19 protein-coding genes are annotated in these 25,177 nt (G+C 61.8%); 8 read left to right on the top strand and 11 right to left on the bottom strand.

Features of this window, described 5'->3' with window-relative positions:
• Window positions 1-19: 19 nt before the first annotated feature.
• The 8 genes from DDE77_RS02395 (at window position 20) to DDE77_RS02430 (ending at window position 9,759) form a co-directional block, all read left to right on the top strand.
• Window positions 20-1,021 carry a fumarylacetoacetate hydrolase family protein gene (locus DDE77_RS02395; protein ID WP_108395814.1) on the top strand — a complete coding sequence of 334 codons (1,002 nt, stop codon included), beginning with the start codon at window positions 20-22 and terminating at the stop codon, window positions 1,019-1,021.
• A gap of 134 nt (window positions 1,022-1,155) precedes the next feature.
• Window positions 1,156-1,614 carry a c-type cytochrome gene (locus DDE77_RS02400; RefSeq protein ID WP_108395815.1) on the top strand — a complete coding sequence of 153 codons (459 nt, stop codon included), beginning with the start codon at window positions 1,156-1,158 and terminating at the stop codon, window positions 1,612-1,614.
• 236 nt (window positions 1,615-1,850) lie between these two features.
• A complete protein-coding gene (cysS, locus tag DDE77_RS02405; RefSeq protein WP_108395893.1) occupies window positions 1,851-3,266 on the top strand; it encodes a cysteine--tRNA ligase in 1,416 nt (471 codons plus the stop codon).
• Window positions 3,263-3,736, top strand: a complete 474-nt coding sequence (locus DDE77_RS02410; RefSeq protein WP_108395816.1) for a GFA family protein — start codon at window positions 3,263-3,265, stop codon at window positions 3,734-3,736. Before cysS ends, DDE77_RS02410 begins: the two co-directional genes overlap by 4 nt.
• Window positions 3,737-3,739: 3 nt before the next feature.
• On the top strand, window positions 3,740-5,356 hold the full coding sequence (gene cimA, locus DDE77_RS02415; RefSeq protein ID WP_108395817.1) for a citramalate synthase: 1,617 nt from the start codon (window positions 3,740-3,742) through the stop codon (window positions 5,354-5,356).
• 9 nt (window positions 5,357-5,365) lie between these two features.
• Entirely contained in the window at window positions 5,366-7,450 is a 2,085-nt protein-coding gene (locus tag DDE77_RS19710) for a LysM peptidoglycan-binding domain-containing protein (RefSeq protein WP_108395818.1), read from the top strand.
• 93 nt (window positions 7,451-7,543) lie between these two features.
• A complete protein-coding gene (locus DDE77_RS02425; RefSeq protein WP_108395819.1) occupies window positions 7,544-7,864 on the top strand; it encodes an ArsR/SmtB family transcription factor in 321 nt (106 codons plus the stop codon).
• Window positions 7,864-9,759: an ABCB family ABC transporter ATP-binding protein/permease gene (locus DDE77_RS02430; protein WP_108395820.1), complete on the top strand. Its 1,896-nt coding sequence runs from the start codon at window positions 7,864-7,866 to the stop codon at window positions 9,757-9,759. The genes DDE77_RS02425 and DDE77_RS02430 overlap by 1 nt, the downstream gene beginning before the upstream one ends.
• Before the next feature lie 5 nt (window positions 9,760-9,764).
• Here the strand turns inward: DDE77_RS02430 and DDE77_RS02435 are convergent, their stop codons facing one another.
• The 11 genes from DDE77_RS02435 to DDE77_RS02485 form a co-directional block, all read right to left on the bottom strand.
• Window positions 9,765-10,283: a Clp protease N-terminal domain-containing protein gene (locus DDE77_RS02435; protein WP_108395821.1), complete on the bottom strand. Its 519-nt coding sequence runs from the start codon at window positions 10,281-10,283 to the stop codon at window positions 9,765-9,767.
• Window positions 10,284-10,293: 10 nt separating this feature from the next.
• On the bottom strand, window positions 10,294-10,509 hold the full coding sequence (locus DDE77_RS02440) for a hypothetical protein (protein WP_108395822.1): 216 nt from the start codon (window positions 10,507-10,509) through the stop codon (window positions 10,294-10,296).
• Between the two features lie 69 nt (window positions 10,510-10,578).
• Entirely contained in the window at window positions 10,579-10,740 is a 162-nt protein-coding gene (locus tag DDE77_RS02445) for a hypothetical protein (RefSeq protein ID WP_157959620.1), read from the bottom strand.
• Window positions 10,741-10,824: 84 nt separating this feature from the next.
• Complete coding sequence (locus DDE77_RS02450; RefSeq protein WP_108395824.1) at window positions 10,825-14,163, bottom strand: efflux RND transporter permease subunit; 3,339 nt, start codon at window positions 14,161-14,163, stop codon at window positions 10,825-10,827.
• The gene (locus DDE77_RS02455; protein ID WP_108395825.1) at window positions 14,160-15,437 is read right to left on the bottom strand and encodes an efflux RND transporter periplasmic adaptor subunit; all 1,278 of its coding nucleotides are present in this window, start codon (window positions 15,435-15,437) and stop codon (window positions 14,160-14,162) included. Before DDE77_RS02455 ends, DDE77_RS02450 begins: the two co-directional genes overlap by 4 nt.
• A 14-nt stretch (window positions 15,438-15,451) precedes the next feature.
• A complete protein-coding gene (locus DDE77_RS02460; protein ID WP_108395826.1) occupies window positions 15,452-16,000 on the bottom strand; it encodes a PadR family transcriptional regulator in 549 nt (182 codons plus the stop codon).
• Window positions 16,001-16,132: 132 nt separating this feature from the next.
• Window positions 16,133-16,966 carry a 3'(2'),5'-bisphosphate nucleotidase CysQ gene (cysQ, locus tag DDE77_RS02465; protein ID WP_108395827.1) on the bottom strand — a complete coding sequence of 278 codons (834 nt, stop codon included), beginning with the start codon at window positions 16,964-16,966 and terminating at the stop codon, window positions 16,133-16,135.
• 71 nt (window positions 16,967-17,037) lie between these two features.
• Entirely contained in the window at window positions 17,038-17,823 is a 786-nt protein-coding gene (locus DDE77_RS02470) for an SDR family oxidoreductase (RefSeq protein ID WP_108395828.1), read from the bottom strand.
• 129 nt (window positions 17,824-17,952) lie between these two features.
• Entirely contained in the window at window positions 17,953-19,224 is a 1,272-nt protein-coding gene (locus DDE77_RS02475) for an AGE family epimerase/isomerase (protein ID WP_108395829.1), read from the bottom strand.
• A 129-nt stretch (window positions 19,225-19,353) separates the two neighbouring features.
• On the bottom strand, window positions 19,354-20,301 hold the full coding sequence (locus tag DDE77_RS02480; RefSeq protein WP_108395830.1) for a class 1 fructose-bisphosphatase: 948 nt from the start codon (window positions 20,299-20,301) through the stop codon (window positions 19,354-19,356).
• A gap of 90 nt (window positions 20,302-20,391) precedes the next feature.
• Window positions 20,392-25,047, bottom strand: coding sequence for an NAD-glutamate dehydrogenase (locus DDE77_RS02485; RefSeq protein WP_108395831.1), 4,656 nt, complete (start codon window positions 25,045-25,047; stop codon window positions 20,392-20,394).
• Window positions 25,048-25,177: the final 130 nt, after the last annotated feature.

The following is a 25,177-nucleotide window of genomic DNA, read 5'->3' on the forward strand; positions in this document are numbered from 1 at the left end:
CCAGCAGAGAAATGAACCAATGAAGCTTGCAACGCTCAGAAACGGCCGCCCCGATGGACAGCTGGTTGTGCTTTCCAGTGATTTGAGCCGCTTTGTTTCGGCCGGTCGAATCGCCATGAATCTGCAAGCGGCGCTTGACGATTGGGACCGCTCTCGCGAGGCATTAACGGCCTTGGCCGCCCAACTGGACGCCGGCGCCATTTCGGGTCAGCCTTTCCAGCCATCCGAAGCCTTGGCCCCGCTCCCCCGCGCCTATCAATGGATCGACGGCTCCGGCTATCTCAGCCATCTCGAACGCGTCCGCAGCCTCAAGGGCAGCAAGGATGCCGAACTACAATCGGACCGGCCTCTGCTCTATCAGGGCGCCTCGGACTCCCTTTCCGCTCCTCACGATCCCATAATCGCCACCAGCCCCGATCTTGCCATCGACTTCGAAGCCGAAGTCGCGGTCATCACCGGCCCGGTAGGCATGGGCGCCAATCGCGAACAGGCCGCAGCCGCTATTCGCCTTGTCACTATCTGCAATGACGTATCGCTGCGCCGCCTTGTTCTGGACGACCTCCAGAATGGCTTCGGCTTTTTCCACGCCAAGCCCTCCACCGCCTTTGCTCCCGTCGTGATTACGCCCGATCAACTCGGTAGCGCCTGGCGTGACAATCGCCTCCATCTTCCCGTCCGCATCGAGGTGAATGGCGCGCTTTATGGCCAACCCAATGCCGGCACCGATGTCCACTTCGACTTCGCCGACCTCATCGTCGAAGCCGCCCGCACCCGCAATCTCGCTTGTGGCACCATCGTGGGCGGCGGCACTGTCTCTAATCGCCACGACGAAGCCCTCCCCATCAAGAAGGATGGCATCGGCTTTGCCTGTATTGCCGAAGCGCGGACGGTCGAAAAACTGAAATACGGCCGGGCCCGCACGCCATTCCTCAAAGATGGTGATACCGTCCGCATCAGCGCAATAGGCGCAGACGGAAGCTCCGTCTTCGGTGCCATCACCCAGAAGGTGTCGGTGATCTAGCGCGGCCTGCGGCAATACGTCGTCACCTGATCCGATAACATTCCCGTGTACTCGTTGGGGGCGTCACAGAGCCGTGCCACTCTCCGCAGCGCCTGACACAAAGCTGTCCGGCTATCGCATTGAGGGTGCAGTTGATGTCGATCAGAAAAATAACGACCTTGGCCTTGGCTGGTTTGATGAGCGTGGGCATAGTAGCTGCCTTCGCACAGGATGCTTTCGTGGCGCCGACCACGCCCGAAGAGGCAGTAGAGGCGCGCCAAGCCACCATGAAGGAAAATGGTGCAACCCTGCGCACGGCCGCTCAGCTCAGCGGCGCTGAGGCTGTCGCCGCCATGCAGACCCTGCTGGATAACTACACAAACATACCCGCCCTGTTCCCCGAAGATTCTGCGGTTGGTGACAGCAAGGCGCTGCCCGTAATCTGGGAAAATTGGGAAGAATTCACGGCCATTGTCGAAAGCGGCCGCTCTGCTGCCGAAGCCGGCCTTGCCGCTGCCGAAGCGGGTGATGCCGCGGCTTATGGCGAAGCTGTCAAGGCGATTGGCGCCACCTGTGGCCAGTGCCACCAGCAGTTCCGCGCCGCGCAGAGCTGAAGAATGCCTCCAAGGCAATTGGCGGTCCTCTGGGGCCGCCTTTTTTGTTTGCGCTTGATTTCTGCGCCCGTTCCGGTCACAACAGCCGCATGAAGACCGGTATCATTCTGATTAACCGCTGCATTATTACCTGCTAACCACTCGTTGGCGGCGCGGTCTTCTTCACCCACAATTCTGATACCTGAAGAGCCAAGCAGCCCGCGACTTTTCGCATGGCCACGATCTTTGGGACGATGATGTCGGGCACACCACAACTCACCCTCTACAATACGCTTACGCGCACCAAGGAAGCCTTCACGCCCTTGGACCCCAGCAATGTGCGTATGTATGTGTGCGGCCCCACCGTTTACGACTTCGCCCATATCGGCAATGCGCGCCCGGTGATCGTGTTCGATCTGCTCTTCCGGCTGCTGCGGCATGTCTATGGCGCAGACCACGTCACCTATGTCCGCAACATCACTGACGTCGATGACAAGATCAACGCCCGCGCATTGCGCGACTTCCCTGATCTGCCGCTCAACGAAGCCATCCGCCGGGTCACCGAGAAAACCGAAGCGCAGTTCCTGTCCGACGTGTCAGCCCTCGGCACCCTGCCGCCGACCGTCCAACCTCGCGCCACGGACAACATCGGGGAAATGCAAACCCTGATCGCTGAATTGATCAGGCGCGATCACGCCTATAATGCCGCCGGCGAAGTCCTTTTCGCCGTTGATACCATGCCTGACTATGGCCAGCTCTCGGGCCGCAATCTGGAAGACAATCTCGCCGGCGCCCGCGTGGCCGTCGACCGGCACAAGAAGAACCCCGCCGATTTCGTGCTCTGGAAGCAATCGGCAGACAACGAGCCGGGCTGGGATAGCCCATGGGGCAGGGGCCGGCCGGGCTGGCACATTGAATGCTCAGCCATGAGCGAGCGCTATCTTGGACAAACCTTCGATATTCATGGCGGCGGTCTCGACCTTATCTTCCCGCACCACGAGAATGAGATCGCCCAATCCCGCTGCGCCCACGGCACCCATGCCATGGCGCAGGTGTGGATGCACAATGGCTTTCTTCAGGTCGAAGGCCAGAAGATGAGCAAGAGCCTGGGCAATTTCATCACCATCAACGACCTCCTGCAGACCGGTGCCATGGGCGGCCACGCCTGGCACGGCGAAGTTCTGCGCCTTGCCATGCTGATGACCCATTATCGCGAGCCCATCGATTTCTCGCTCAAGCGTCTCGAAGAAGCCGAAAGCAAGCTGCGCAATTGGCAGCAGGCTGCCTGGGGCGCTGAGATCAGCGAATCGGGCCAGCCCGATGCTTCCGTGGTCAAGGAACTGGCAGACGATCTCAACTTCCACCGCGCCAGCGTTGCGCTCGATTTCATCGCCAAGCGCGCCAACCGGAACGAGGGCGACGCCAAGCATTGCCTCGCCGCAACTCTCCGCTTCCTCGGCTTCAGCCTTGATTCCCTCCTCACCTCCGACGAGGGCTGGGAAGAGCCGGCTCATATCGCCACCGCGATCGCCGAACGCCTGGCTGCCCTCAACAACAAGGATTTCGCCCGCGCCGACGCCATCCGCAACGAGCTGGCCGAGCAGGGCATAGCGCTGATGGACTACAAGGACGAAACTGGCGAGCGCCGCACCAGATGGGAAGTCAAGCGATGACGCAGGCCTATTCCGGCGGCTGCCAGTGCGGCGCCATTCGCTATCGCTTCACGCAAAGCCCATCCGGCGCTCATATCTGCCATTGCCGCATGTGCCAAAAAGCCTTCGGTGCCTTCTACGCGCCGCTGGTCGGCGGCCCGCGCGACAGCTTCGAAATCACGCGCGGGGCGCTTGGCACTTTCATGTCCTCCGACCAGGCCGAACGCGGCTTCTGCCCCCGATGCGGCACCCCGCTCACCTTCCGCTACATCGATAGTGACCGCATCTCTGTTTCCATTGGCTCCCTCGACAATCTCGAAGCCTTCCCACCTGAGGATCAGCACGGCATCGAGAGCCGCCTGAGCTGGGTCAACGATCTCGGCCATCTGCCCGATCATCCACCCACCGAGGGGGAAAACGAGCATGCCGATTTCATCCAGTCCACCAACCACCAGCACCCCGACCACGACACCGAACGCTGGCCCGAGTAGATCATGCCCAAAGAACGCCTCTACATCTTTGACACGACGCTGCGCGACGGCGCACAAACGGCTGGGATCGAGTTTTCTCTGGAAGACAAGATTTCCATTTGCCGCCTGCTCGAAGACCTTGGCGTTGACTACATCGAGGGCGGCTATCCCGGCGCCAATCCGGTGGACACCGAGTTTTTCGAAACCAACCGGACCCACACCGCCACCTTCACCGCCTTCGGCATGACCAAGCGGGCAGGGCGCTCTGTCGAGAACGACCCCGGCGTTCAGGCTCTTCTCAATTCCCAAGCCAAGGCGGTTTGCTTCGTCGCCAAGACGTGGGACCACCAGGTCCGCCTTGCGCTTGAACTATCGCTCGAGGAAAACCTGCAAAACCTGCGCGAAACCGTAAGCGCCGCCGTCGCGAGCGGCAAGGAAGCCCTGATCGATTGCGAACACTTCTTTGACGGCTTCAAGGCCAATTCGGATTATGCGCTAGCCTGCGTGTCCACGGCACTCGACGCCGGGGCACGCTGGGTCGTACTTTGCGACACCAATGGCGGCACCATGCCTTCTGAAATCAGGGACATCGTGGGCAAGGTTCTTGCCGTCGCCCCCGGCAGCAAGATCGGCATCCACGCCCATGACGATACCGGCCAAGCCGTCGCCAACACCCTCGCTGCCGTGGAAGCTGGCGTCCGCCAGATTCAGGGCACGCTCAATGGCATAGGCGAGCGCTGCGGCAATGCCAATCTGATCACCATCATCCCAACGCTTGTGCTCAAGCCCATCTTCGCCGACCGCTTCGAAACCGGCATCGATGCGTCGCGCCTTGAACAGCTGACCCACATCTCTCGCGCTTTTGACGACAGGCTAAACCGCGCCCCGTCTAAGCAGGCACCCTATGTCGGCGCGTCCGCCTTCGCCACCAAGGCGGGTATCCACGCCTCGGCCCTGCTTAAGGATTCCTCCACCTATGAGCATGTGCCGCCCGAGAGCGTTGGCAATGAGCGCTCCATCATGGTCAGCCAGCAGGCCGGAAAATCCAACTTGCTGACGGCCCTGGCCCGCCACAATATCCATCTCGCCAAGGACGACCGGCGCCTCGAAAAGCTCCTCGCCACCGTCAAGGACCGTGAAGCCCGCGGCTATTCCTATGATGGTGCCGACGCATCCTTTGCCGTCCTCGCCCATGAAGTGCTGGGCACCTTGCCCAATTACTTCCAGGTCGAAAACTATCGCACCAGCGTTGAGCGCCGCCACAATTCGCAAGGCGAGGAGATCACCGTTACCGAAGCGGTGGTGAAAATCCGCGTCGAGGGTGAATTGCTGATGTCCGTCGCTGAAGGCAATGGCCCGGTCAACGCCCTGGACTTGGCCATGCGCAAGGATCTCGGCAAATATTCCTCCCGCATCGAGGATCTCGAACTCGTCGATTTCAAGGTCCGCATCCTGGATGGCGGCACGGGCGCGGTCACCCGTGTGCTGGTCGAAAGCCGCGATGGCACTGGCGAGCGCTGGTACACGATCGGCGTATCGCCCAACATCATTGATGCATCATTTGAAGCTCTATATGAATCGATTACCTACAAGCTGTTGAAAACTGAAGCGGCACAGAAAACAACAGAACTGGTGGCTTAACTGGATGGCGTGGGCCATCCTCCGGAGGACGAACTGGCCGATACCGTTCCGAAACAACCTCTTGCTCTGACGCTTGGAGCAGCGGCTGTAACCCTTGTCGTGATTATTGGTGTGCTTGCTGGCCCATCCGTCGTCTACTGCTTCAATGCCGAAGGCGGCATGGGACAATGCCTGCGTGGGCAGATGGTCCAGTCTGGCCTCCTCCGCCAGCCCGAGATAGCCGCAGTAGACCCTGCACCCACCAGCCAGCCTCTTGCCGCTCCCGCAACATCGGAACCGGAAACGGGCATCGCTGAACCAGCGCTGGATGCCACCCCGCCTGCCACCCCCGATAGCGACAGCGTTGTCGCCGCAACTTTTGGCCTCCTGCGCGCTGAACCCGATGGCTCCGTCGTTATCGCGGGCAGCGGCACGCCGGGCTCCGAGGTGGAAGTTTTTGCTAATGACGACCTGCTGGGAACGGCAATGGTCGAACCTAATGGCGATTGGGTCTTTGTTCCCGCCACCCCACTCAGGCCTGGCGAACTCGAGATTACCTTGGGCGAGGCCGGTAAGCCTGGCCGCGCGGCTGAATCCATTGTCGTTGCCATCAATGAAGACCGGACCAGCCAGCCCCTAGTAGTTGCCAGCAAACCCGGCGCCCCCAGCGAAATCCTCCAGGGCCCCGAAGAAGACACCCAGATCGCCTCGGCCGAGCCTGCACCCGCAGCTGCGCCTGCTGCGGCACCCGCCGCCCCAAGCCCGGCTCCCGATGCCGAGCCCGAACCCGCCGTCGCCACAGCGCCCGAGCCAGTCGAGCCGCCTGCGACCCAAGCGCTGGCTACGCCAGATGTAAGCGCGGATCCGCAGAACACCCCGCCTGCTCCTCAGCCCGAAGCTCCTGTCGAGCCAGAAGTAGCGGAACCAGCACCCTCAGAGGCTTCACAGCCCCCTGAAGCAAGCGTAGCCAGCGCCGATCCTGCACCTGAAACCCCAGCGCCCGCCACGCATTCGCTTGGCAGCACCCCGCCCACCATCGACGCTGTCGAGATCGAAGGCGATCGGACATTCTTTGCCGGCGCTGGTCCCGAAGGCGCCGACATCCGGCTCTATGTGGATGACCAGTTCATCGCCGACGCCGAGGTGTCCGGCGGACGTTGGCTCGTGGAAGCCGGCCCCGTCCTTGACCAGCCCAGCCAGCGCGTCCGCATCGACATGCTCCAGCCGGGCACGGCCGATGTCGCTGCGCGCGCAGAGGTCAACTTCGTGGTGGAATTACCCGCCGAAGAACCGGTCGCTATCGCTCAGGCCGACGCCCCTGCGCCAGCATCAACGCCCGCACCATCCACCGAAGCTCCAGCTGCTCCCGCAGCCGAGCCCCAGGCTCCACTGCCGGCGGAGTCCGTTGACCCAGCGCAACAGCCCGCTGCAGCACCTCCATCTGCCCCGATCCAGCAGCAGACCCCACAGCCAAGTGCCCCCGCTGCCCAGTCAGCCGCACCAGCCGAGCCAGCCGCACCAGCCGAGCAAACCGCTAGAGCAACCGAAGCCGCTACGCCTCAGCCCCAGGCTCCCCAGCCAAGCGCCCCCGCGCCTCAGCCGGCTGAACCTGCCGCAGTTTCATCTGCTCCTGCAGTGGCAGAACAGCCAGCTACTGCTCCTGCCGTGCCACAACAGCCAGCTGCGCCGCCAGAGCCTCCGGCGGAAGCAGCTAACACGGTTGAGCCCGCGCCGGCAGCCCAACCCGAAGCCGAGCCCGTGGCTGCAGCGAGCGCCCCGCCAGCAGCCGAACCGAGCCAGACTGCGGAGACCCCAGCTGCAAGCGCGTCTGCCGAACCCATCTCCGAGCCCACCCCTCCGGACAATCCAGCCTCGGCTGACGCTGAGATCCCCACCATGGTGGCCGTGTCAGTGGGCGGCCCGGATGCGGAACGCTTTGCCGCCGGCAAGGCTATCATCCGGCGCGGCGACAACCTCTGGACCATTGCGCGCCGCGTCTATGGCCAGGGCGTCAAATACACCACCATCTACGAGGCAAACACCGGCCAGATCCGCGATCCCAACCGGATCTACCCGGGCCAGGTCTTTGCCCTGCCGGAAGATGCGGCAAACTGAGGACAAAATGGCCCGCCTGCGTGCGGGCCATTGATTTTTCGGTGGGCAACGCCCATTTCTATCGTAATTCACCGATCAACGCAGTCGAGCGCCATGCAAGACGACGATATTGCCACAATCATGCGAGCCCTGGGCCATCCGGTCCGCCTCCACATTCTGCGCATCCTGGCCAAGCAGCAGCGCGGCGAATGCTGCTGCGCAGACGTGACCGAGGAACTACCGCTCGCCCAATCCACCGTCAGCCAGCACATCAAGGTCCTGCTCGACGCCGGTCTCATCGAGCGCAAGCCGCGTGGCACGCGCAACTGCTACATCGTGCAGCATGAGCGCCTCGCCGCCCTCGGCTCGGCCTTCTCCGGCATGGTGGCTAAACTGGGTCCCGCTGCGGCCAAACTGGAATCGGAACCCGCCTGATGGCCCTGGACAATGCTGAAAAGAAGCCCTCCGTCAGCGCGGAGGAGGGCTCGGTATTCTCCACGGTCCGCAATTTATGGGCTTACATGTGGCCAGCCGACCGCCCTGATCTGCGGCTCCGGGTTGTTCTCGCCATCGGCGCGCTGCTCCTGAGTAAAGTCGCGACGACCCTGATCCCCTTCGCCTACAAGGGCATCATCGACAGCCTTGATACGGGCTCACCCGATAGCGGCGTCATCCTTGGGCTCGCCGTGCCGATCGTCTTGGTCATCGCCTATGTGCTGGGCAATGTCCTGGACGCAGGCTTCCAGCAATTGCGCGATGTCCTCTTCGCCAGCGTCGGCCAAAACGCCGTGCGCAAGCTGGCCCTGCGCACCTTCCACCACCTACATCGCCTCTCGCTACGCTTTCATCTGGCGCGCCGAACGGGTGGTTTGAGCCGCGTCATCGAGCGCGGCACCAAGGGCATCGAAACCATCGTGCGCTTCACGATGCTCAACATCGCGCCCACCCTGGTGGAGTTCCTGATCACCGCCGTGATCTTCGTGTGGCTCTTCGGGGTCAGCTATCTCGGCGTACTCGTGGTGATGATCTGGGGCTATCTTTACTTCACCATCAAGGCGTCCAACTGGCGCATCGCCATTCGCCGCGACATGAACCAGTCCGATACAGACGCCAATGGCAAGGCCATCGACTCGCTGCTCAACTTCGAAACGGTGAAATATTTCGCCAACGAAGACATGGAAGCACGCCGCTACGACGCCTCCATGGCCGGCTATGAACGCTCCGCCATCCGCATCTGGACCTCGCTGGGCTTCCTCAATTTCGGCCAGGCCGTCATCTTCTATGGCGGTTTCCTCGTCATCTCCGTCATGGCCATCAATGGCGTCATGAACGGCACGTTGACCCTTGGCGATTTTGTCCTGCTCAACACCTTCCTGATGCAGGTTTATCGCCCGCTCAACTTCATTGGCTTCGTATATCGCGAGCTGCGCCAGGGCCTCACCGATATCGAGGAGATGTTCAAGCTCCTCGACCAGGATCCCGAAATCGAAGACCGTCCCGGTGCCAAACCGCTTAGGATTACCGGCCCGGTGATCCGCTTCGACAACGTCACCTTCCACTACGATCCCGACCGCCCCATCCTCAAGGGCGTCAGCTTCGAAGTGCCCGCGGGCAAGACCGTCGCCATTGTCGGCCCCACCGGCGCCGGCAAGTCCACCATTTCGCGCCTGCTTTACCGCTTCTACGACGTCACGGGCGGCGCCATCACCATCGACGGGCAGGACTTGCGCAACGTCACCCAGCAATCGCTGCGCAATTCTATCGGCATGGTCCCGCAGGATACGGTCCTCTTCAACGATACCATTGGCTACAACATCGAATATGGTCGCCCCGGCGCCTCCGAAGAGGAAATCCGCTCTGCTGCCGCCATGGCACAGGTCGGCCCCTTTATCGAAACCCTGCCCAAGGGCTATGACACGCCCGTAGGCGAACGCGGCCTCAAGCTCTCCGGCGGGGAAAAGCAGCGCGTTGCCATCGCCCGCACGATCCTGAAATCCCCGTCCATCTTGATCCTGGATGAAGCAACATCGGCTCTCGACACCAAGACCGAGCGCGACATCCAGTCAGCTCTCGACGTGGTCTCCCAAAACCGCACCACGGTTGTGATTGCCCACCGCCTCTCCACCGTCGTCAACGCCGACGAAATCCTGGTGCTGCGCGACGGCGTCGTGGCCGAACGCGGCAACCACCTTGCCCTGCTGCAAAAGGACGGCCTTTACGCCCAGATGTGGAACCGCCAGCGCGAAGCCACCGAAGCTGAAGAAAAGCTCCTCCAAACCGCCAACGATCCCGAGGGCTTCGTCAAGCGCGGCACCCCTGCGGCTGAATAAAGCCGTCAGGCAGCCAGGACCATTTCGCTCTGAATGGCTGCCATGACGCTGGGTTGATTATGCCCGAGCAGCTGAAATGCGCTGTTGGTCGTGCCGTGCTGCATGGCGCTGACCACTTCCAGCACATGGACGCTCAAGAGTGGCCCGCGTACCCCGCGCTGTCGCAGGGCTGCGAGACCTTGCAGCACGGCCTGGCCCGAAGGAGCGGCATCATAGATTCCGGCAGGGTGGGGCAGGGGCGGCACATTCTGCTCCGAAAGGACAATCTGCTCAGCTCCCACGCCAGCTGCATTCAGGGCCTTGTGGTGGACATCACGCAAAGCCCTGCGGAAATCCGCTCCGCTGATGCCGAGCTTGCTGAACACTCGCTTCGCCGATCCGTCCGAAAGGTCCAACGCCGCCAGCACGAAGTGCTCCGCTCCAGGCCGTCCCTGATGTTGCTCATGGGCGGCCGCCTCTGCTCGCTCGCAAAGCGTCTTGATCGTACCCATATCGGCAAAGCGCTGCTTAAGCTTGTTGAACATCTTATGTCCCTCAGATCTTGGTTGTGGGATCGATGCTCGACAACCGCTTGTGCGCAGCTTGCTTGCTGACGCCAAGCGCCTGGGCAATACGCGCCCAGGACCATCCCTGCGCCAGCGCGTCACGCACGGCTTTGCGTTCCAGCCGATTAGCCATTAGGCGCAGGGCAACGACCTGCGCAAAGCTGGCGTCTGGGTCATCATCGCGATTGTGGTCAGCATCATCCATGCGTCAACCATAGTTGACGCTCGCCCTGTTGTCAACCTTTATTGACGAACAGGGATCAGGTACCTGACTTTAGAGGCGAGAAGAAGGCCGTGTCAGCGCCCGGAAATGTTCTGGAGACAGCACCACTCCCACATCAGCGCCGTCCTTTTGGATGCGCACCGGCTCCCGGGCAGCGTCCTTCAGCAGGGCTTCGAATTGCGTATCGAGATCCTTGACTTTCTTGACCGGCATGAAGCTATTCCCTTGTTGGATGCCCATCCGAAGTACAACGGAAAAGGCCCGCATCGCTGCGGGCCTTCTGCTTAGCTGGAAGCCCTATTCGGCCGCTTCGGGCCGCACATCGGGCCCATCCTTGTTGCTCGCCAGCCCCTCGTTCTTGCTGACGATATACCGCTTGGTGCCATCGGCATCAGCAGGGATCTCCACCGCCAGCCCGTCAAAGCCTGCCGGCACAGCCATCTGGGGCTGCCGCCCGCGTCCAGTTGCAAACCGACCGAGCCGGCCGAACTGGTGGCCGATCCACTTGATCTGCCCCCACATCACGTTCGGTGCAGTCACCATAACCGGCACCATCACCAGCGTCAGCATGGTCGATACAAACAATCCTGACACCAATGCTGCCGACAAATGAATGAACCAGGAACCAGCCAGACCACCCACCACCACTTCGCGGCGGATGAAGTCGAACTCGATATTAAGCGCCATCGGGATGACGCCCAGCGCCGTCACCGTTGCCGTGAGCAGCACAGGCCGCACACGCTGGCTGATGGTGATCAGCATGGCCTTGACGGGCTCCACATGCTCGTCGCGATGGTAGTGGTTGTAGGTGTCGATCAGCACGATGCCGTTTTTCACCACAATACCCGCCAGCGCCACGATGCCCAGGCCCGTCATGATGGCCGAGAAGCTCATTCCCGTGACCACCATGCCCAGCATCACGCCCGCAATCGACATCACAACCGTCATCAGCGTCACAACGACCTGATAGAAGCTGTTGTATTCGATCAGCAAGATCAGCGCGATCAGGGCGAGAGCCGCCGCAAGCGCCACCACGATAAAGGCGTTGGTATCATCAACCTGTTCGGCCGCGCCGCCATAAACGATCTCGACGCTTGCCGGCCATTCCTGCGTTTGCTGCCATTCCTGCAACTGCGCGATCTTGGCGTCCGCTGCTACGCCCTCGGTCAGGTTCGCCGCAACAGTCATGGCGTAAACGCCATTGCGTCGTTCGATGTTGGCGACCTTCGGCACGGCCTGGCGATCGATGAAGTTGGAAACCGGCACCAACCCTTGGGCGGTGACGACTCGCAGGGAGTCAAGCGCATCGAAAGTCCGCTCGCCTTCGGGCAGGCGCACCCGGATGTCGAGTTCTTCATCCGTGCCGTCGTCGGGGCGATAGCTCCCGAGCTTCACGCCCGAGGTGACCAACTGCACATAGGGCGAGAGCTCCCGCACGCCGATGCCATATTGGGCAGCGGCTTCGCGGTCGATCGTCACCTGCCAGTCAATACCCGGGGCAGGGCGGCCGTCTTCCACGTCGATGGTATCGCCCAGCTCGTTTTCCACATAATCACGCAGCTTGGCTACCGCCGGGGCAATGTCGTTGTAGACCGTGCCTTCCACCCGCAGATTGATCGCTTTGCCCGCAGGAGGCCCATTCTCCTGCGCTGCGATCTGCACCTCGAGCCCGGAAATGTCCGCCACCCGGTCACGGATGTTCTGGAAGATTTCGGCGGCCTTGACGCGCTCGTTGTAGGGCATCAGCTGCAAATTGAACGAGCCGATCGTGTCGGGCGGTGCCGCACTGCTCAGCCCACCATCCGCTCCGCTGCCACCAAAGCTCATGATGACGTCCTGGATGCCCTGCACCTGCAGGATTTCCTGTTCGACCTCAGCAAGCAGATCGCGGATCTCGATTGGCGAGTAATTGCCGCGCGTGATGACGTTCACCGTCCCGAACTCAGGCTCGGAGGCCGGAAAGGCCTCCGTGCCCGTCGGGTTCATGATGTAGGCGGCAAACATCATAGCGATCAGGACGAACCCGACAGCCAGCGTTGCCACGGGCCAGCGGATCAGGTGCTCCATCGTGCGGACATAGAAGCCTGTCACCCCGCGCACCTTCTTGGGATCGAACTTGTCGGCATACATCACGATGTCAGCCGCTTCCTTCGCCTTGGGGTCCACATGAGTGGAGGCAATGAAGGCGCCGATGATCGGCATGAAGATCAACGCGGAGACGAGCGAGGCCACCATCACAACGATTACGATGATCGGCAGATAGCTCATGAACTTGCCGATAATGCCCGGCCAGAACAGCAGGGGCACAAACGCGCCCAAAGTCGTGAGCGTGGCCGAAACCACTGGCACGAACATCTTACGCGCTGCAAGAATGAAGGCCTCCTTTTTGGGAACGCCCTCCATCAGCTTGCGCTCGGCATATTCCACCACCACGATCGGGTCGTCCACCAGCACGCCCACCGCTAGTACAAGCCCGAACATGATCATCATGTTGATCGTCATGCCCATCATCTGCACGACCAGGAACGCGATCATGAACGAGATCGGGATCGACATGCCGATCATGATCGCCGGCCGGACGCCCAGCGTGGCCACGCAGGTGATCAACACCAGTGCCACGGCGGTCAAGACGGCTGCTTCCAGCGAGCGGAACAGATTGCGGGTCGTATCGGCCTGGTCGATCAGGAAACTGGTTTGAACGCCTTGCGGCCAGTCGGCCGTAAAGGCTTCTGTCGTGGCTCGCACATTCTCGGAAATAGTGATGACATTGGTGCCGAGCTTTTTGACCACGCCGAGCGTGATCGCCGGCTGCCCGTTCACATTGGCATAGGACGTTGCGTCCTCGAATGTGCGGGTAATGGTTGCCACGTCGCCAAAGGTCACCACCGTGTCGCCGGCCGTCTTGAGCGGCAGGGAATAAACGTCGGCCGCGCTCTTGATCAGGCCCGGAACTTCAACGTTGAACGAACCCTGGCCCGTGTCCAGCGTGCCGCCCGGGACCACCATGTTGTTTTTGGCCAGGGCATCAAACAGCTGCGACGCCGTAAGGTCATAGGCCTCGAGGCGCACAAGGTCGATCTGGACTTCCAGCACTTCATCGCGTGATCCCGAGAGCGTAACGCTCTGCACATCGCCCATGCTTTCGAGTTCGTCCTGCAAATCCTTGGCGCGGCGCACCAGCTCGCGTTCGGGCACCGAACCATAAACCGCAACCGAAATGGTCGGCATGTCGGTGAACGAGATTTCCCGCACGATCGGCTCGTCGGCATCGGCCGGCAATTCGGCAGAAACGCCATCAAGCGCCGCGCGAACATCGCTCAGCGCCTGGTCCTTGTCGGCATTGACGTTGAACTCAAGGAAAACGCCGGCATGTCCGGTGGTCGAGGTGGAGGTATAATTCTCCAGATCATCGACATCCTTGATGCGATCCTCGATCGGCTTGGTCAGCAGCGTCTCGGCGTCGCGCGGTGAAACGCCGGTCTGGGTCACCGAGACATAGAAATAGGGGATGTCGATCGCCGGGAAGCTTTCCTTGGGCAAGGAAAGATAGGCTGAAAGGCCTGCTCCCAGCAGAAGCACCATGACCGTGAGGATGACGCGCGGCATCCTCAGCAAGCGTTCAAGGAAATCGATCATGCTGGTGTCCCTTCAGCATCGGTTCCGGCAACAGGCACGTTGGTGGCGTTGACGGCCTGGCCATCAACGACATATTCTTGGCCCACGGTGATCACGTCGGCCGATGCGGGCAGGCCCAGCACCCACACGCCGTCGCGCGTGTCGCTGGAAATGGTGATGGGCACGAACTTGGCCTTGCCATCCGCCACCGTGCTCACGCCCAGGACGCCATCTTCGTTCAGCGTCAGGACAGATTGTGGCAGCAGGTGCGCTGGCGCGGAGCCCATATTAACCGTAGCAGTCGCCGTGATGCCGTCGCGAATGGCGCCATCATCATTGGGGATCTCGATTTCGACCGCAAAGGAACGCGTCGCCGGATCGGCGGTGGACGAGATAAACGTCACCTTGCCCTTGGCATTCTGCCCCGTGATAGTGGCAACATCAGCCTCCAGCCCGAGCTTGGCCAGGCCGATACGCGCTTCCGGCACCTGGCCGATAAAGACCATCGGGTTGAGCTGAACAATGGTCGCGCATGGCTGACCCATGGGCAGCATCGAGCCGGCAACGGCCAGTGGATCCTGCACAACCCCGGCCACTTTGGCCTTGATCTCGGTGCGCTCCAGTTCCGCCTCGGCATTGTCCAGGGCCGCCTGTGCAGTGGTCACCTGCGCCTCGGCAGCGCTTACCGCGACCTGCGTGGCGCGTGCCGTATTAGGCGGCGCCAAGCCTTTGTCGCGCAGCTCCTGATTGGTCTCGAAATCTGCCTGCGCCTGCTCGAGCGCGGCTTCTGCCTGGGCAAGCCCAGCTTGGGCCTGCGCAACAGCTGCGGCGCGCGTACCCTGGTCCAGCGTGCACAGCAGATCGCCAACAGCGACATCCTGCCCCTTGCTGACATGCACCACGTCAACGATGCCCGACGTTTCGGCGACAGCGCCAACGCTCGACTTAGCCTGCGTACGCCCGCGCAGCGGCACTTCGATGGGCATGGCCTGCGCTACATAGGTCGATGTGCGAACCGACTGCAGATTGGTCTGGCCACCCATTTCCTGCTCGTTGCGCTGGGCAATGGTCAGGTGCGGATTGGGTCCGTGGGCCTCGGCATGTTCTGCCAGCACCCCCGCTTCGGCAAGCTGGGTGGCAATCGGCCCATGTTCCTCGCCCTCGATCACCGAAATGATCGGGCGCTCGCCCTTACCGGGGCCATTGCCCCCCATAACGAGAGTGCCGGTAGCCAACCAGCCACCGGCCAGAACAAGGATCAGGAACGCGACCCCATAAGAAAACAATGCACGCATGATGAAGTCGCCCCCTATTCAGCCGCGTCTTTATTTGGCTCGGCTCGCGCCAATTCTATGAGTTCGTGCATATGGGCGCGCGTGTGCTGCTCTGCAACGGCCATGACTGTGCGCCCATAATTTATGATCCAGGATTCAGCAGCATTGGCACTGCACTGTTCCAGTGCCTCGTCCAGATGCTTGCGCTTTTCGGTGGTCCGATCGAGGAATTCCTGCGCCCTTTGCTCCACCAGATCGCGCGGCAAGATATGGGCAAACCTGGCAAAAAGCAGAAACGGGCTGCGGAAAATGTCGGGCCCGAGCGCTTCGGTTAACTCAGCCGCGAAAGCCTGCCGGCCGGCTTCTGTGATGGAATAGATTTTTTTTGCAGGCTTGCCGTCCTGCGGCTCGATGCGGCTGGTTACCAGTCCATCATCCTCGAGCCTGGCCAGCGCGGGATAGATAGAGCCAAAGCTCGCCTCGAGGAAATAGGAGCATTCTCCTTCGGTGCAATTCCGCCGGATCTCATATCCGGTGGCGTCGCCCTCAAAAAGGATCGACAAACAAAGCGTACGAACGTTCATGCAAGCCTGCTCCACCAGCCATATGCTGGTTCAATATATGCTGGCTATGTATATATTGGCCGTGAACTGTGCAATATGTACGGCAGTGCACGGCGGGCAGATCAGTCAAACCAGCCTTGCATGGCTCACAGATCAGCCCAGGATCCGGTGCATTTCCCGTGCCGCGCGCTGCGCCAGCGTAAGATCAGCTGCGGCAACAAAAAATGGATTGAGGAAACCTCGATCTTGCTTCCCATAGCGCAAGCGTTCGCCATCCAATGTCAGTATGGCGCCACCCGCAGCCTCCAAAACGGCTTGCCCCGCAGCGGTGTCCCATTCACAAGTGGGCGTGAACCGTGGATAAATTTGGGCATCGCCGCGCGCCAGCAGGCAAAACTTCAGCGACGATCCGACCGACACATCCTTTTCCACCGCAAGGCAGTCGCACAGATCCGCCAGCGCGGCATGACCATGCGACCGGCTTGCCACAATCCGCAGTGGTTCGGCAGATGATGTGCGGATAGGCTGCCGCTCACCAGCTTTTCCATTGGCAACAACGAGATAAAAGGCGCCGTTCACATCACCTATGAAAGCATCGCCCGTGGCTGGCGCCAGCACCACGCCCATAATGGGAACGCCATGCTCCACCAGGGCGATGTTCACCGTGAACTCCCCATTGCGCTTGATGAATTCCTTGGTCCCGTCCAACGGATCGACCACGAAATAGCGCTCGCCCAATTGGGGAATGATCCCGGCGGCAACGCTTTCCTCGCCCAGCACGGGAATGCCGGTGGGACGCAAATGCTCGATAATGATCGCTTCGGCGGCAGCATCCGCCTCGGTCACCGGCGAGCCATCCGCCTTGCTCACCGCATTGATGGGTCGCCCATAAACATCCATGATCACGCCTGCAGCGGCAATTGCCGCCTTGAGCGCCAGGGTCAAAAGACTATCCTGTGAAGCGGAAAGTGGCTCGGCGGTGATCATGGGGCAGGGGCCTCGGCAGCGGACGCCTCATCTACGCGCCGTGCCGATGCCTTGCAACCAGCCTCTATCGCTTAGCGAAGAAGGCTCTGCCCGCCATCGATCCAGATTGGGGTGCCCGTGATGTGCCGCGAGGCGTCCGAGGCGAGGAACAGCACTGCGTCGGCCACGTCCTCAGCCTTGCCGCTCTTGCCTCCGGTCAGGGGAATGTCCCCTTCGGGGAAATCCACGGGAACTTCGGCTTCTTCCTTGCCGCGCTGCTGGGTGTTGTCCGAAATTTTGGATTCGATCGCGCCAGGGCATAGGGCATTGATGCGGATACCTCGATCGCCCAGCTCGAGCGCCAATTGCTGCACCAATGCGAGCTGGCCAGCCTTGGTCACCGAGTAGGCGCTGGCGCCCGGTGTTGTGAAAGTCCGCGTCCCGTTGATTGAGGACACAACGATGATCGACCCGCCGCCTGCTTCAATCAGATGCGGAACAGCAAGGTGGATCGTCAGATAGGTTCCGCGCAGATTGACCTGGATCGTCTTGTCCCATTCATCGGGCTGCAGATCCTGGATCGGCGCCCATACGCCATTGATCCCTGCGTTGGCCACCACGATGTCGAGCCGCTTGTAGTCCCGGATAATTGCATCCATCAGCTCGCGCATGGCGTTTTCGTCGGACGTATCGGCCGTCATGGCCGTGGCCTGTCCGCCCTTACCGCGAATTTCCGCAGCTGTCGCCTCGACCTCATCGGCCGTGCGGCTCATCACCACCACAGTCGCTCCAGCCTCGGCCAATTTCATCGCCGAAGCCTTGCCGATCCCCGAACCAGCGCCCGTCACGAGCGCCACTTTTCCAGTCAAATAATACATCAGAGCCTCCGTGCTAAGGCTCCAACGCACAAGGCGGAATATGGTTGGGCGAAGGGGGCGGTCGGCAAACTCCAATCGTCACCCTCGGGCTCGACCCGAGGGCTCTACACTTTCCGCGGTACGCTCAAGCTAATGCCCGGATCTCGTCGCCCCATTCGCCTCGATGATCGCCGCCGTCAAACTTCCGCTCGAGGGAAACAGGGGGATCAAGCAGGCCTGCAACGCATGATAAATGTCCGGCTTGCCCACAAACAGGCGTGAGGTCGGCGTTAGATCTTCCTTGAGCTCGCTCAGCCATCCGCCACGCTGGTGATCGATCACATGGTTCTCGGCATAGTCCCAAAGCTTGCGATACCAGCCCTGGAAATAATCGTCTCGATCATGCGTGCTGAGCACAGCTGCGGCTCCGATCGCCTCGCTCACCGGCCACCACAGCTTTTCGCGCATCATGGGCTTGTTGTCCCAGTCCAGCGTGTAAAAGAACCCGCCATGCGCTTGGTCCCAACCCAGATCGATCGATTGCCGAAAGAGATTGCGCGCAGCATCGGTCATCCATGACAGCCGCTTGTCGCCCAGTGCCCAAAGCTGAAACAGGAGTCGCGACCATTCCAGCCAATGTCCCGGCGTCGTACCCGATGGGCGGAACATTTCATTGCCCTGGTACTCCTTGTCGAGCACCCAATTATCATCGAAATGCTCGGCGACCCGGTGCCCTAGCGGCACGGCATTCTTGAGGATGATCAGCTCGGCAATGCGCTCGGCCTTGCCCAGATATTTGCGGTCCCCTGTTGCCTCGAAGGCTGCCATCAGCGCTTCGGTCATGTGCATATTGGCGTTCTGCCCACGATAGGGCAGCAGTTCCGACCAGTCCTGGTTGTATTCGTCGCGCACGGCGCCGCGCTCTTCATCCCAGAACTTGGCATTGATGACGCCAGTCACGTCGGCCAGCACCTGATCAGCCAGCGGATGGCCGACGAGCTTGGCGCTGGACGCCGCCAGAAGCACAAAAGCATGGCCATAAGCCTGCTTGGACCCGTCACTGATCCCATCATTGTTGACGCCCCAGGCATAGCCGCCATGCTTGGCGTCCCGATGATGCTCCCATACATAACGCATGCCATGGTCCACCACCTCGTCCGACCCTGGACGCCCTAAGAGGCTCCCGATTGCGGCACAATGGACCATGCGCGTCGTCACATGGATCTGGCGCGCTGGATTGTCCCCACCCAGCGGCTTGCCTTCGTCATCAAGCTCAAAGAACCCGCCCTTGGGATTGATGGAAGCCTGCACAAAAAAATCGAAGAGATTATTGGCCTGCCGCATCAGATATTGGCGGTGAAACGGCCGCAGCGCCCAGGCGCTGCTATTGGTCTGGGGCAAATGGCTTGGGGCGTCGATCATGCTGGCTCCTCATCTCCCCCGAGCTATATCCGCGCCATCGCAACGTTGCAATCTTCAGCCCAGCCGCAAGCTATTCACAGGAACCGCGTCTGTCCCTGCCCCTCGAGAGGTGGTTAGGCGGGGGCAATTCTACCCCCGCTCATACCAAGCCTCTACCCGCGCCACTTCCTCTGCCGACCCCAAAATCACCGGCACCCGCTGGTGGATATCATTGGGCTGCAGATCCAGGATCTTCTGGCGCCCCGTGGTCGCCCCGCCCCCCGCCGCCGTCACCAGCAGCGCCATTGGATTGGCCTCGTAAAGCAGCCGCAGCCGCCCGCCCTTGCTCATGGTTTCGCTGTCGAGCGGATACATGAAAATCCCGCCTCGCATCAGGATGCGGTGAATGTCCGCGACCATGGAGCCCACCCAGCGCATATTATAGCGCTTTCCCGCTGGCCCGCTTTCCCCGGCGACATTTTCTGCGACATAGCCCTTGGTCGCCGCGTCCCAAAACCGCTCGCGCGCCGTGTTGATCGCATATTCCTCCGATGCCGGCGCGATCCTGAGCCCTTCCTTGCTCAGCACCCAATCGCCGTCGAGGTCGAGCGTGAACACCGTCACGTCCTGCCCAAAGGTCAGCACCAGATTGGTGGCCGGCCCATAGGCGGCATAGCCCGCCGCCAGCTGCGCCGAGCCCTTCTGCAAAAGCCCGCCGGCCGCATCAAGAACGGAAAAGATGGTCCCGACCGTCACATTGACATCGAGGTTGGACGACCCATCCAGCGGATCGGTGGCTACCAGATAAGGACCGTTGGTGCCGAAATGCACCGCCTCATCGAGCTCTTCGGAAACCAGAATCGAAACTTCGGGATTGTCCTGCAAGTGCTTGAGAACAACATCGTTCGAGATGACATCAAGCGCCTTTTGCGCCTCGCCTTGGATGTTGGTGCGCCCCACGACGCCGATCTGCCCGGTGATCGGCGCCCTGCGCAACACCTGGTCGATCTCAACACTGGCCGCTGCCATGCTGGCCACCACGGAGGCCAGCTTCTGGTCAACTGCGTGCTGGGAAAGCCATTGGGCAAGATTGGTCATATCGCGCTCTCTGTTGTAATTGGTGGCAGTCTGCCCAGCCCAGGCTCCGCTGCCAAGAACAACTTTCGCCTAAGAGCACCCGCGAGAGCCTCAAGCCTCCTGCGCCAGATCGGCCAGCAGCCCCGCGGCCACCGACAGGCGCGACACGGTAAGCTGCCCTTGCGTCAGCTCCGCCACCGCCTGTCGCGTCCGCTCGATCCCTCGCTTCTGGGCTTGCGCCCAGGCCTGTGCCCGCTCACCGACCGAGCCGCTGCCCGATTGGAGCAGGTCGGCCGTAAGATCACGCTGCGCGCGCATTGTATTGGCGAGGGCCCGATCCAGCGCCATCCGCTCGAACCGATCGCTGAGCACGATCGCCCGCCCCTGCTCGATCACCGGCCAGAGCGCAAAACAATCGAACACCGTAAAGAACGCCGCCGCGCCGTCCTCCACCGAAACGCCAGCCCGTTCGCTCACCAGCACAATGTCGCTGGCATAGCTGAGGACATCCAGTTCCGCGACCGCCCGCGCCAATTCCTGCGACACGCCTTGTCCCTGGAGCGCTGCCACCTCATCGGCCAGATGCTCCCGCAGCGAAGCGGGCAGGGTGCTTTCGAGCATGGCCCGCAAGCTCGCAACGCCCCTACGATGCCGCTCCACCAGCCCCGCTAGGCCTTGCCCCACCACGGCATTGCGCAGGAACCACAGGCTTTCGCGCCGCAACACATGCATGACGCGCTCATAAAGGCGCAATTGCACCGCGCCCGGCACGATCCCATCCGTGACATCGATCATGTCGTGGAGCTCGGCCACGCCATAAACATCCCGCGTCGCCGCATAGGCCAGGGCTATCTCCCCGGCCGTTGCGCTGCTCGCCGCCATCAACTCGCTGGCAAAGGCCGGCCCGCCATGGTTGATCATCGCATTGGCCAGAACCGTTGCAATCACCTCCCGCCGCAGCCGGTGCCCTCGCGCCGCATCGGGATAGGTCCGGTGCAGTGTTTCGGGGAAATAGCGGAACAGCTCCCCAGCCAGATATTCATCATCGATCCCATGCCCTTCCAATAGCTCGGCATAAAGCGTGAGCTTGGCATAGGCGAGGATCACCGCCAGTTCCGGCCGCGTCAGCCCCTTGCCGGCGGCCGCCCGCGCGTCCATCACCGCGTCCGAGGGCAGATGTTCAACCTGCCTGTCCAGCAGCCCGCGTGCTTCGAGGCGCTCGATCAACTCGCGATGATCGGGCAGTTCCGCAAGCCCTGCGCGCTCCGCAAGGGAAAGCGCCAGCCCCTGCAGATAGTTGTTGCGCAGGCACAGCGCCGCCACCTCCTCGGTCATGGTTTGGAGGAAGCTGTTGCGCGCTTCCAGCGTCAGCGACCCACCAGCCACCAGCGGCGCCAGCGCGATCTTGATATTGACCTCAAGGTCGCTCGAATTGACGCCCGCCGAATTGTCGATCGCATCGGTGTTGATCCGCCCACCTGCAAGGGCAAACTCCACGCGGCCCCGCTGCGTCACCCCCAGATTGGCGCCTTCACCAACCACCTTGGCGCGCACCTCGCTGCCGGCGACACGGATCGCGTCGTTGGCCCGGTCGCCTACTTCGGCATCCAGTTCCGTGCTGGCGCGGATATAGGTGCCGATACCGCCAAACCACAGCAGATCCACCTCCGCCCGCAGGATCGCCGACATGATCTCCGCCGGCGTTGCTTGCTCCACATGAAGCCCGAGCACGGCCTTCATCTCCGCCGTCAGCGGAATGGATTTAAGGCTCCGCGGAAACACGCCGCCACCAGGCGAGATCAGGCTCTTGTTGTAGTCCTGCCAGCTCGAGCGCGGCAGGTGGAACAGCCGCTGCCGCTCGGCAATGCTCGTTGCCGGATCAGGATTGGGATCAATAAAGATATCGCGGTGGTCAAACGCCGCCACCAGCCGGATTGCAGGGCTCAGCAACATCCCATTGCCGAACACGTCCCCGCTCATGTCGCCCACACCTGCCACGGTGAAGGGCTCGGTCTGAATATCGCGGTCCATCTCGCGGAAATGCCGCTTCACCGCTTCCCAGGCGCCACGCGCCGTTATGCCCATTTCCTTGTGGTCATAACCGGCCGACCCGCCCGACGCGAAGGCATCGCCGAGCCAGAACCCACGCTCCAGCGCAATGCTGTTCGCCGTGTCCGAAAAGCTTGCCGTTCCCTTGTCTGCGGCGACCACGAGATAAGGATCGTCCCCATCCCGCCGCACGACGCCTTCGGGCGGCGCCACCTCGCCACCAACCAGATTATCGGTGACATCCATCAGCGCCCCGATAAACAATCGATAGCTCGCCACGCCTTCCGCCTGGAACGCCTCGCGCGGCATGCCCTTGGTCAGTTGCTTGGGCACGAACCCGCCCTTGGCGCCCACTGGCACGATCACGGCATTTTTCACCTGCTGCGCCTTCACCAGCCCCAGCACTTCGGTGCGGAAATCCTCCGGCCGGTCAGACCAGCGCAGCCCCCCGCGGGCAATGGCGCCAAACCGCAGGTGCACGCCCTCCACCCGCGGCGAACACACCGAAATTTCGCGGAACGGCCGCGGCGCCGCCATGCCCTCAACCTTGTGGCTGTCGAACTTGATCGCCAGCGTGGGCCGACGCGCCCCCTGGCTGTCCCGCTGGAAGGCATTGGTGCGCACCGAGGCTTCGATCAGATTTTGGAAGCGCCGCACGATCGTATCTTCGTCCAGCGATGCCATGGCATCGAGCGCTCCCGCGATCACCGCCCGCGCCGCTTCCGCCTCGGCCTCCCGATCCTCCACCGCCGGATCATGCAGCGCATTAAACAGCGCCACCAGCCCCCGGGCCGCGCTCGACTGCGTCACCAGCACCTGCGCGATATAGCGCTGCGAATAGGAAGTCCCGATCTGCCGGAGATAGCGCGACAGCGCCCGCAGCAAGGCCGCATCGGTCCATTCCAACGCCGTTTTGCTCACCAGCGCGTTGAGCTGATCGCTTTCCGCGCGTCCCTCCCACACCGCCAGCAAGCCCGCTTCCACCGCAGCGCCGCGCGCCACGGGGTCGAAGCCCCCAGCCAGTGGCTCGAGCACCATGTCGTGCAGATAGCGCTCCTCGCCATCGCGCGGCACGATCGTATAGGTTCGCTCGTCAATCACCCGGAACCCGAAGGCTTCCAGCATAGGCACCCGGTCGCTCAGCGGAATCGGGCTCAGCTTATGGTAGAACTTGAGCCCCAGCGTCCCGTCGCTCCCATTACGGGCATGAAGTCGAATGGCCACGCCCTGGCCTTCATCGAGCCCGCGCAGCACGGCAATATCAGCCAGCGCATCATCAGCACTGTTGCGCGACTGGTATGCCGCCGAAAACGCATTCCGGTAATCGCTCACCTCAGCCGGATCGCTCGCCCGCGCCACCAGTGCGTCGCCGAATGGCGCGGTCAGCGCGTCCACGCGCCGCTCCAGCGCCTGTCGGCTGGGTTGTGGCGTCGGACCATTGATCCGGCCGATGATCACATGCAGCCGCACCAGATCCCCTTCGGGGAAATGGGGATAATAGGCCGAAACACGCCCGTCATAGCTCTGGGCCAAAAACGCATTGATCCGCTCGCGTGCCGCCCCGTCGTACCGGTCGCGCGGTACATAAACCAGGATCGACACAAAATTGTCGAACCGGTCCACCCGCGGCAAGACACGCACCCGCGGCCGGTCATAAAGCGCTGCAATGGCCGTTGCGAACTCGAACAGCTGATCGATATCGATCTGAAACAATTCATCGCGCGGATAGCTGTCGAGCGCGCTCAGCAAGGTGCGCCCGTCATGCCCCTGCGGGTCTACACCGGATTTGAGCATGACTTCGCTGATCTTGCGCCGGATCAGCGGCACTTCCGTGTGGGGGATGGCCAGCGCCTTGGCGGTAAACAGCCCCAGAACGCGCAGCTCGCCCGCGACCTCGCCATCAGCCCCCCAGAGCTTGATCCCGACATAATCGAGATGCGCCCGCCGGTGCACGCGGGAGCGCACATTGGCCTTGCTGACAAACAGCGGTTCACCGGACTGCAGGAACAGCCCATGCTGTGGCGTGAACTCCACGAACTCCGTCCCGCTGCGCAACACCCGGCGTTCGCCATCGCGCAAAATGCCGAGCCCGCTTCCCGCGACTTGTTCCAGCCCATGCCCGCCCAACCGATATTCGCGCGTGCCCACAAAGGTGAAATTATCGTCCGTAAGCCAGTGGAGAAACTGCAGGGCCTCCTCGTGCTGGCTTCCCCCGCGCTGGCCCAGATCTCCGATCGCCCGATGCAGGCGCTCCAGCATAGACTCCCAATCCTGCACCGCCCGCGACACATCCTCCATGGTTGCGGCGAATTCAGCCCGCAAGGCATCCACATCCTCGACGCGCGCACTGCGAATATGCAGCACGCTCAGCCGCCGCCCGTCATGGCCTTGCACCACAGGGTGCGAAAACAGCTCCACCATGCCCCCTGATGCGCGCACGGCCGCCAGGGCACTGTCGACGATAAAGGGCATGTCGGGAGAAACGATATTGACCGTTAGATGATCATCAGCGCCAAGGGGCGGCTCAACCGAAATGGCGCTGCCTTCGCCCTTGTGCTTCTGGGCGAAATAATAGGCACCCCGCATGGCATCTTCGAACACGCCCGGCGCAAGCCGCGACAGATCTTCCCGGTCCGTCGCCTTCAACGCCGCTGCAAGAAAGGCGCTGAACTGCTCGCCCGCACCTGCTGCCGGCTCGTTGCGCTGTTCTTGATCCATGCCGTCGTCTCCCCATTCTTCATGCAATCGCCTGGGTGCTCGCCCGCAAGGAGCCCCTCAAGCTCAATGTGACGCATGGGGTTAAGTTGCCCCTTTGGCCCTAAAGGAACAGCATTCCGCACAACGGCAA

It is taken from the genome of Devosia submarina (genome assembly GCF_003056345.1).
Classification (GTDB): Bacteria; Pseudomonadota; Alphaproteobacteria; order Rhizobiales; family Devosiaceae; genus Devosia; species Devosia submarina.

Bases quoted from the DNA above. Each gene is read 5' to 3' on its own strand.
- DDE77_RS02395 (WP_108395814.1), top strand. From the start codon at position 20: ATGAAGCTTGCAACGCTCAGAAACGGCCGCCCCGATGGACAGCTGGTT.
- DDE77_RS02425 (WP_108395819.1), top strand. From the start codon at position 7,544: ATGCAAGACGACGATATTGCCACAATCATGCGAGCCCTGGGCCATCCG.
- DDE77_RS02475 (WP_108395829.1), bottom strand. From the start codon at position 19,224: ATGATCGACGCCCCAAGCCATTTGCCCCAGACCAATAGCAGCGCCTGG.
- cysS (WP_108395893.1), top strand. From the start codon at position 1,851: ATGTCGGGCACACCACAACTCACCCTCTACAATACGCTTACGCGCACC.
- DDE77_RS02435 (WP_108395821.1), bottom strand. From the start codon at position 10,283: ATGTTCAACAAGCTTAAGCAGCGCTTTGCCGATATGGGTACGATCAAG.
- DDE77_RS02450 (WP_108395824.1), bottom strand. From the start codon at position 14,163: ATGATCGATTTCCTTGAACGCTTGCTGAGGATGCCGCGCGTCATCCTC.
- DDE77_RS02410 (WP_108395816.1), top strand. From the start codon at position 3,263: ATGACGCAGGCCTATTCCGGCGGCTGCCAGTGCGGCGCCATTCGCTAT.
- cimA (WP_108395817.1), top strand. From the start codon at position 3,740: ATGCCCAAAGAACGCCTCTACATCTTTGACACGACGCTGCGCGACGGC.
- cysQ (WP_108395827.1), bottom strand. From the start codon at position 16,966: ATGATCACCGCCGAGCCACTTTCCGCTTCACAGGATAGTCTTTTGACC.
- DDE77_RS02455 (WP_108395825.1), bottom strand. From the start codon at position 15,437: ATGCGTGCATTGTTTTCTTATGGGGTCGCGTTCCTGATCCTTGTTCTG.
- DDE77_RS02440 (WP_108395822.1), bottom strand. From the start codon at position 10,509: ATGGATGATGCTGACCACAATCGCGATGATGACCCAGACGCCAGCTTT.
- DDE77_RS02400 (WP_108395815.1), top strand. From the start codon at position 1,156: ATGTCGATCAGAAAAATAACGACCTTGGCCTTGGCTGGTTTGATGAGC.
- DDE77_RS02470 (WP_108395828.1), bottom strand. From the start codon at position 17,823: ATGTATTATTTGACTGGAAAAGTGGCGCTCGTGACGGGCGCTGGTTCG.
- DDE77_RS02485 (WP_108395831.1), bottom strand. From the start codon at position 25,047: ATGGATCAAGAACAGCGCAACGAGCCGGCAGCAGGTGCGGGCGAGCAG.
- DDE77_RS02460 (WP_108395826.1), bottom strand. From the start codon at position 16,000: ATGAACGTTCGTACGCTTTGTTTGTCGATCCTTTTTGAGGGCGACGCC.
- DDE77_RS02430 (WP_108395820.1), top strand. From the start codon at position 7,864: ATGGCCCTGGACAATGCTGAAAAGAAGCCCTCCGTCAGCGCGGAGGAG.
- DDE77_RS02480 (WP_108395830.1), bottom strand. From the start codon at position 20,301: ATGACCAATCTTGCCCAATGGCTTTCCCAGCACGCAGTTGACCAGAAG.
- DDE77_RS02445 (WP_157959620.1), bottom strand. From the start codon at position 10,740: ATGCCGGTCAAGAAAGTCAAGGATCTCGATACGCAATTCGAAGCCCTG.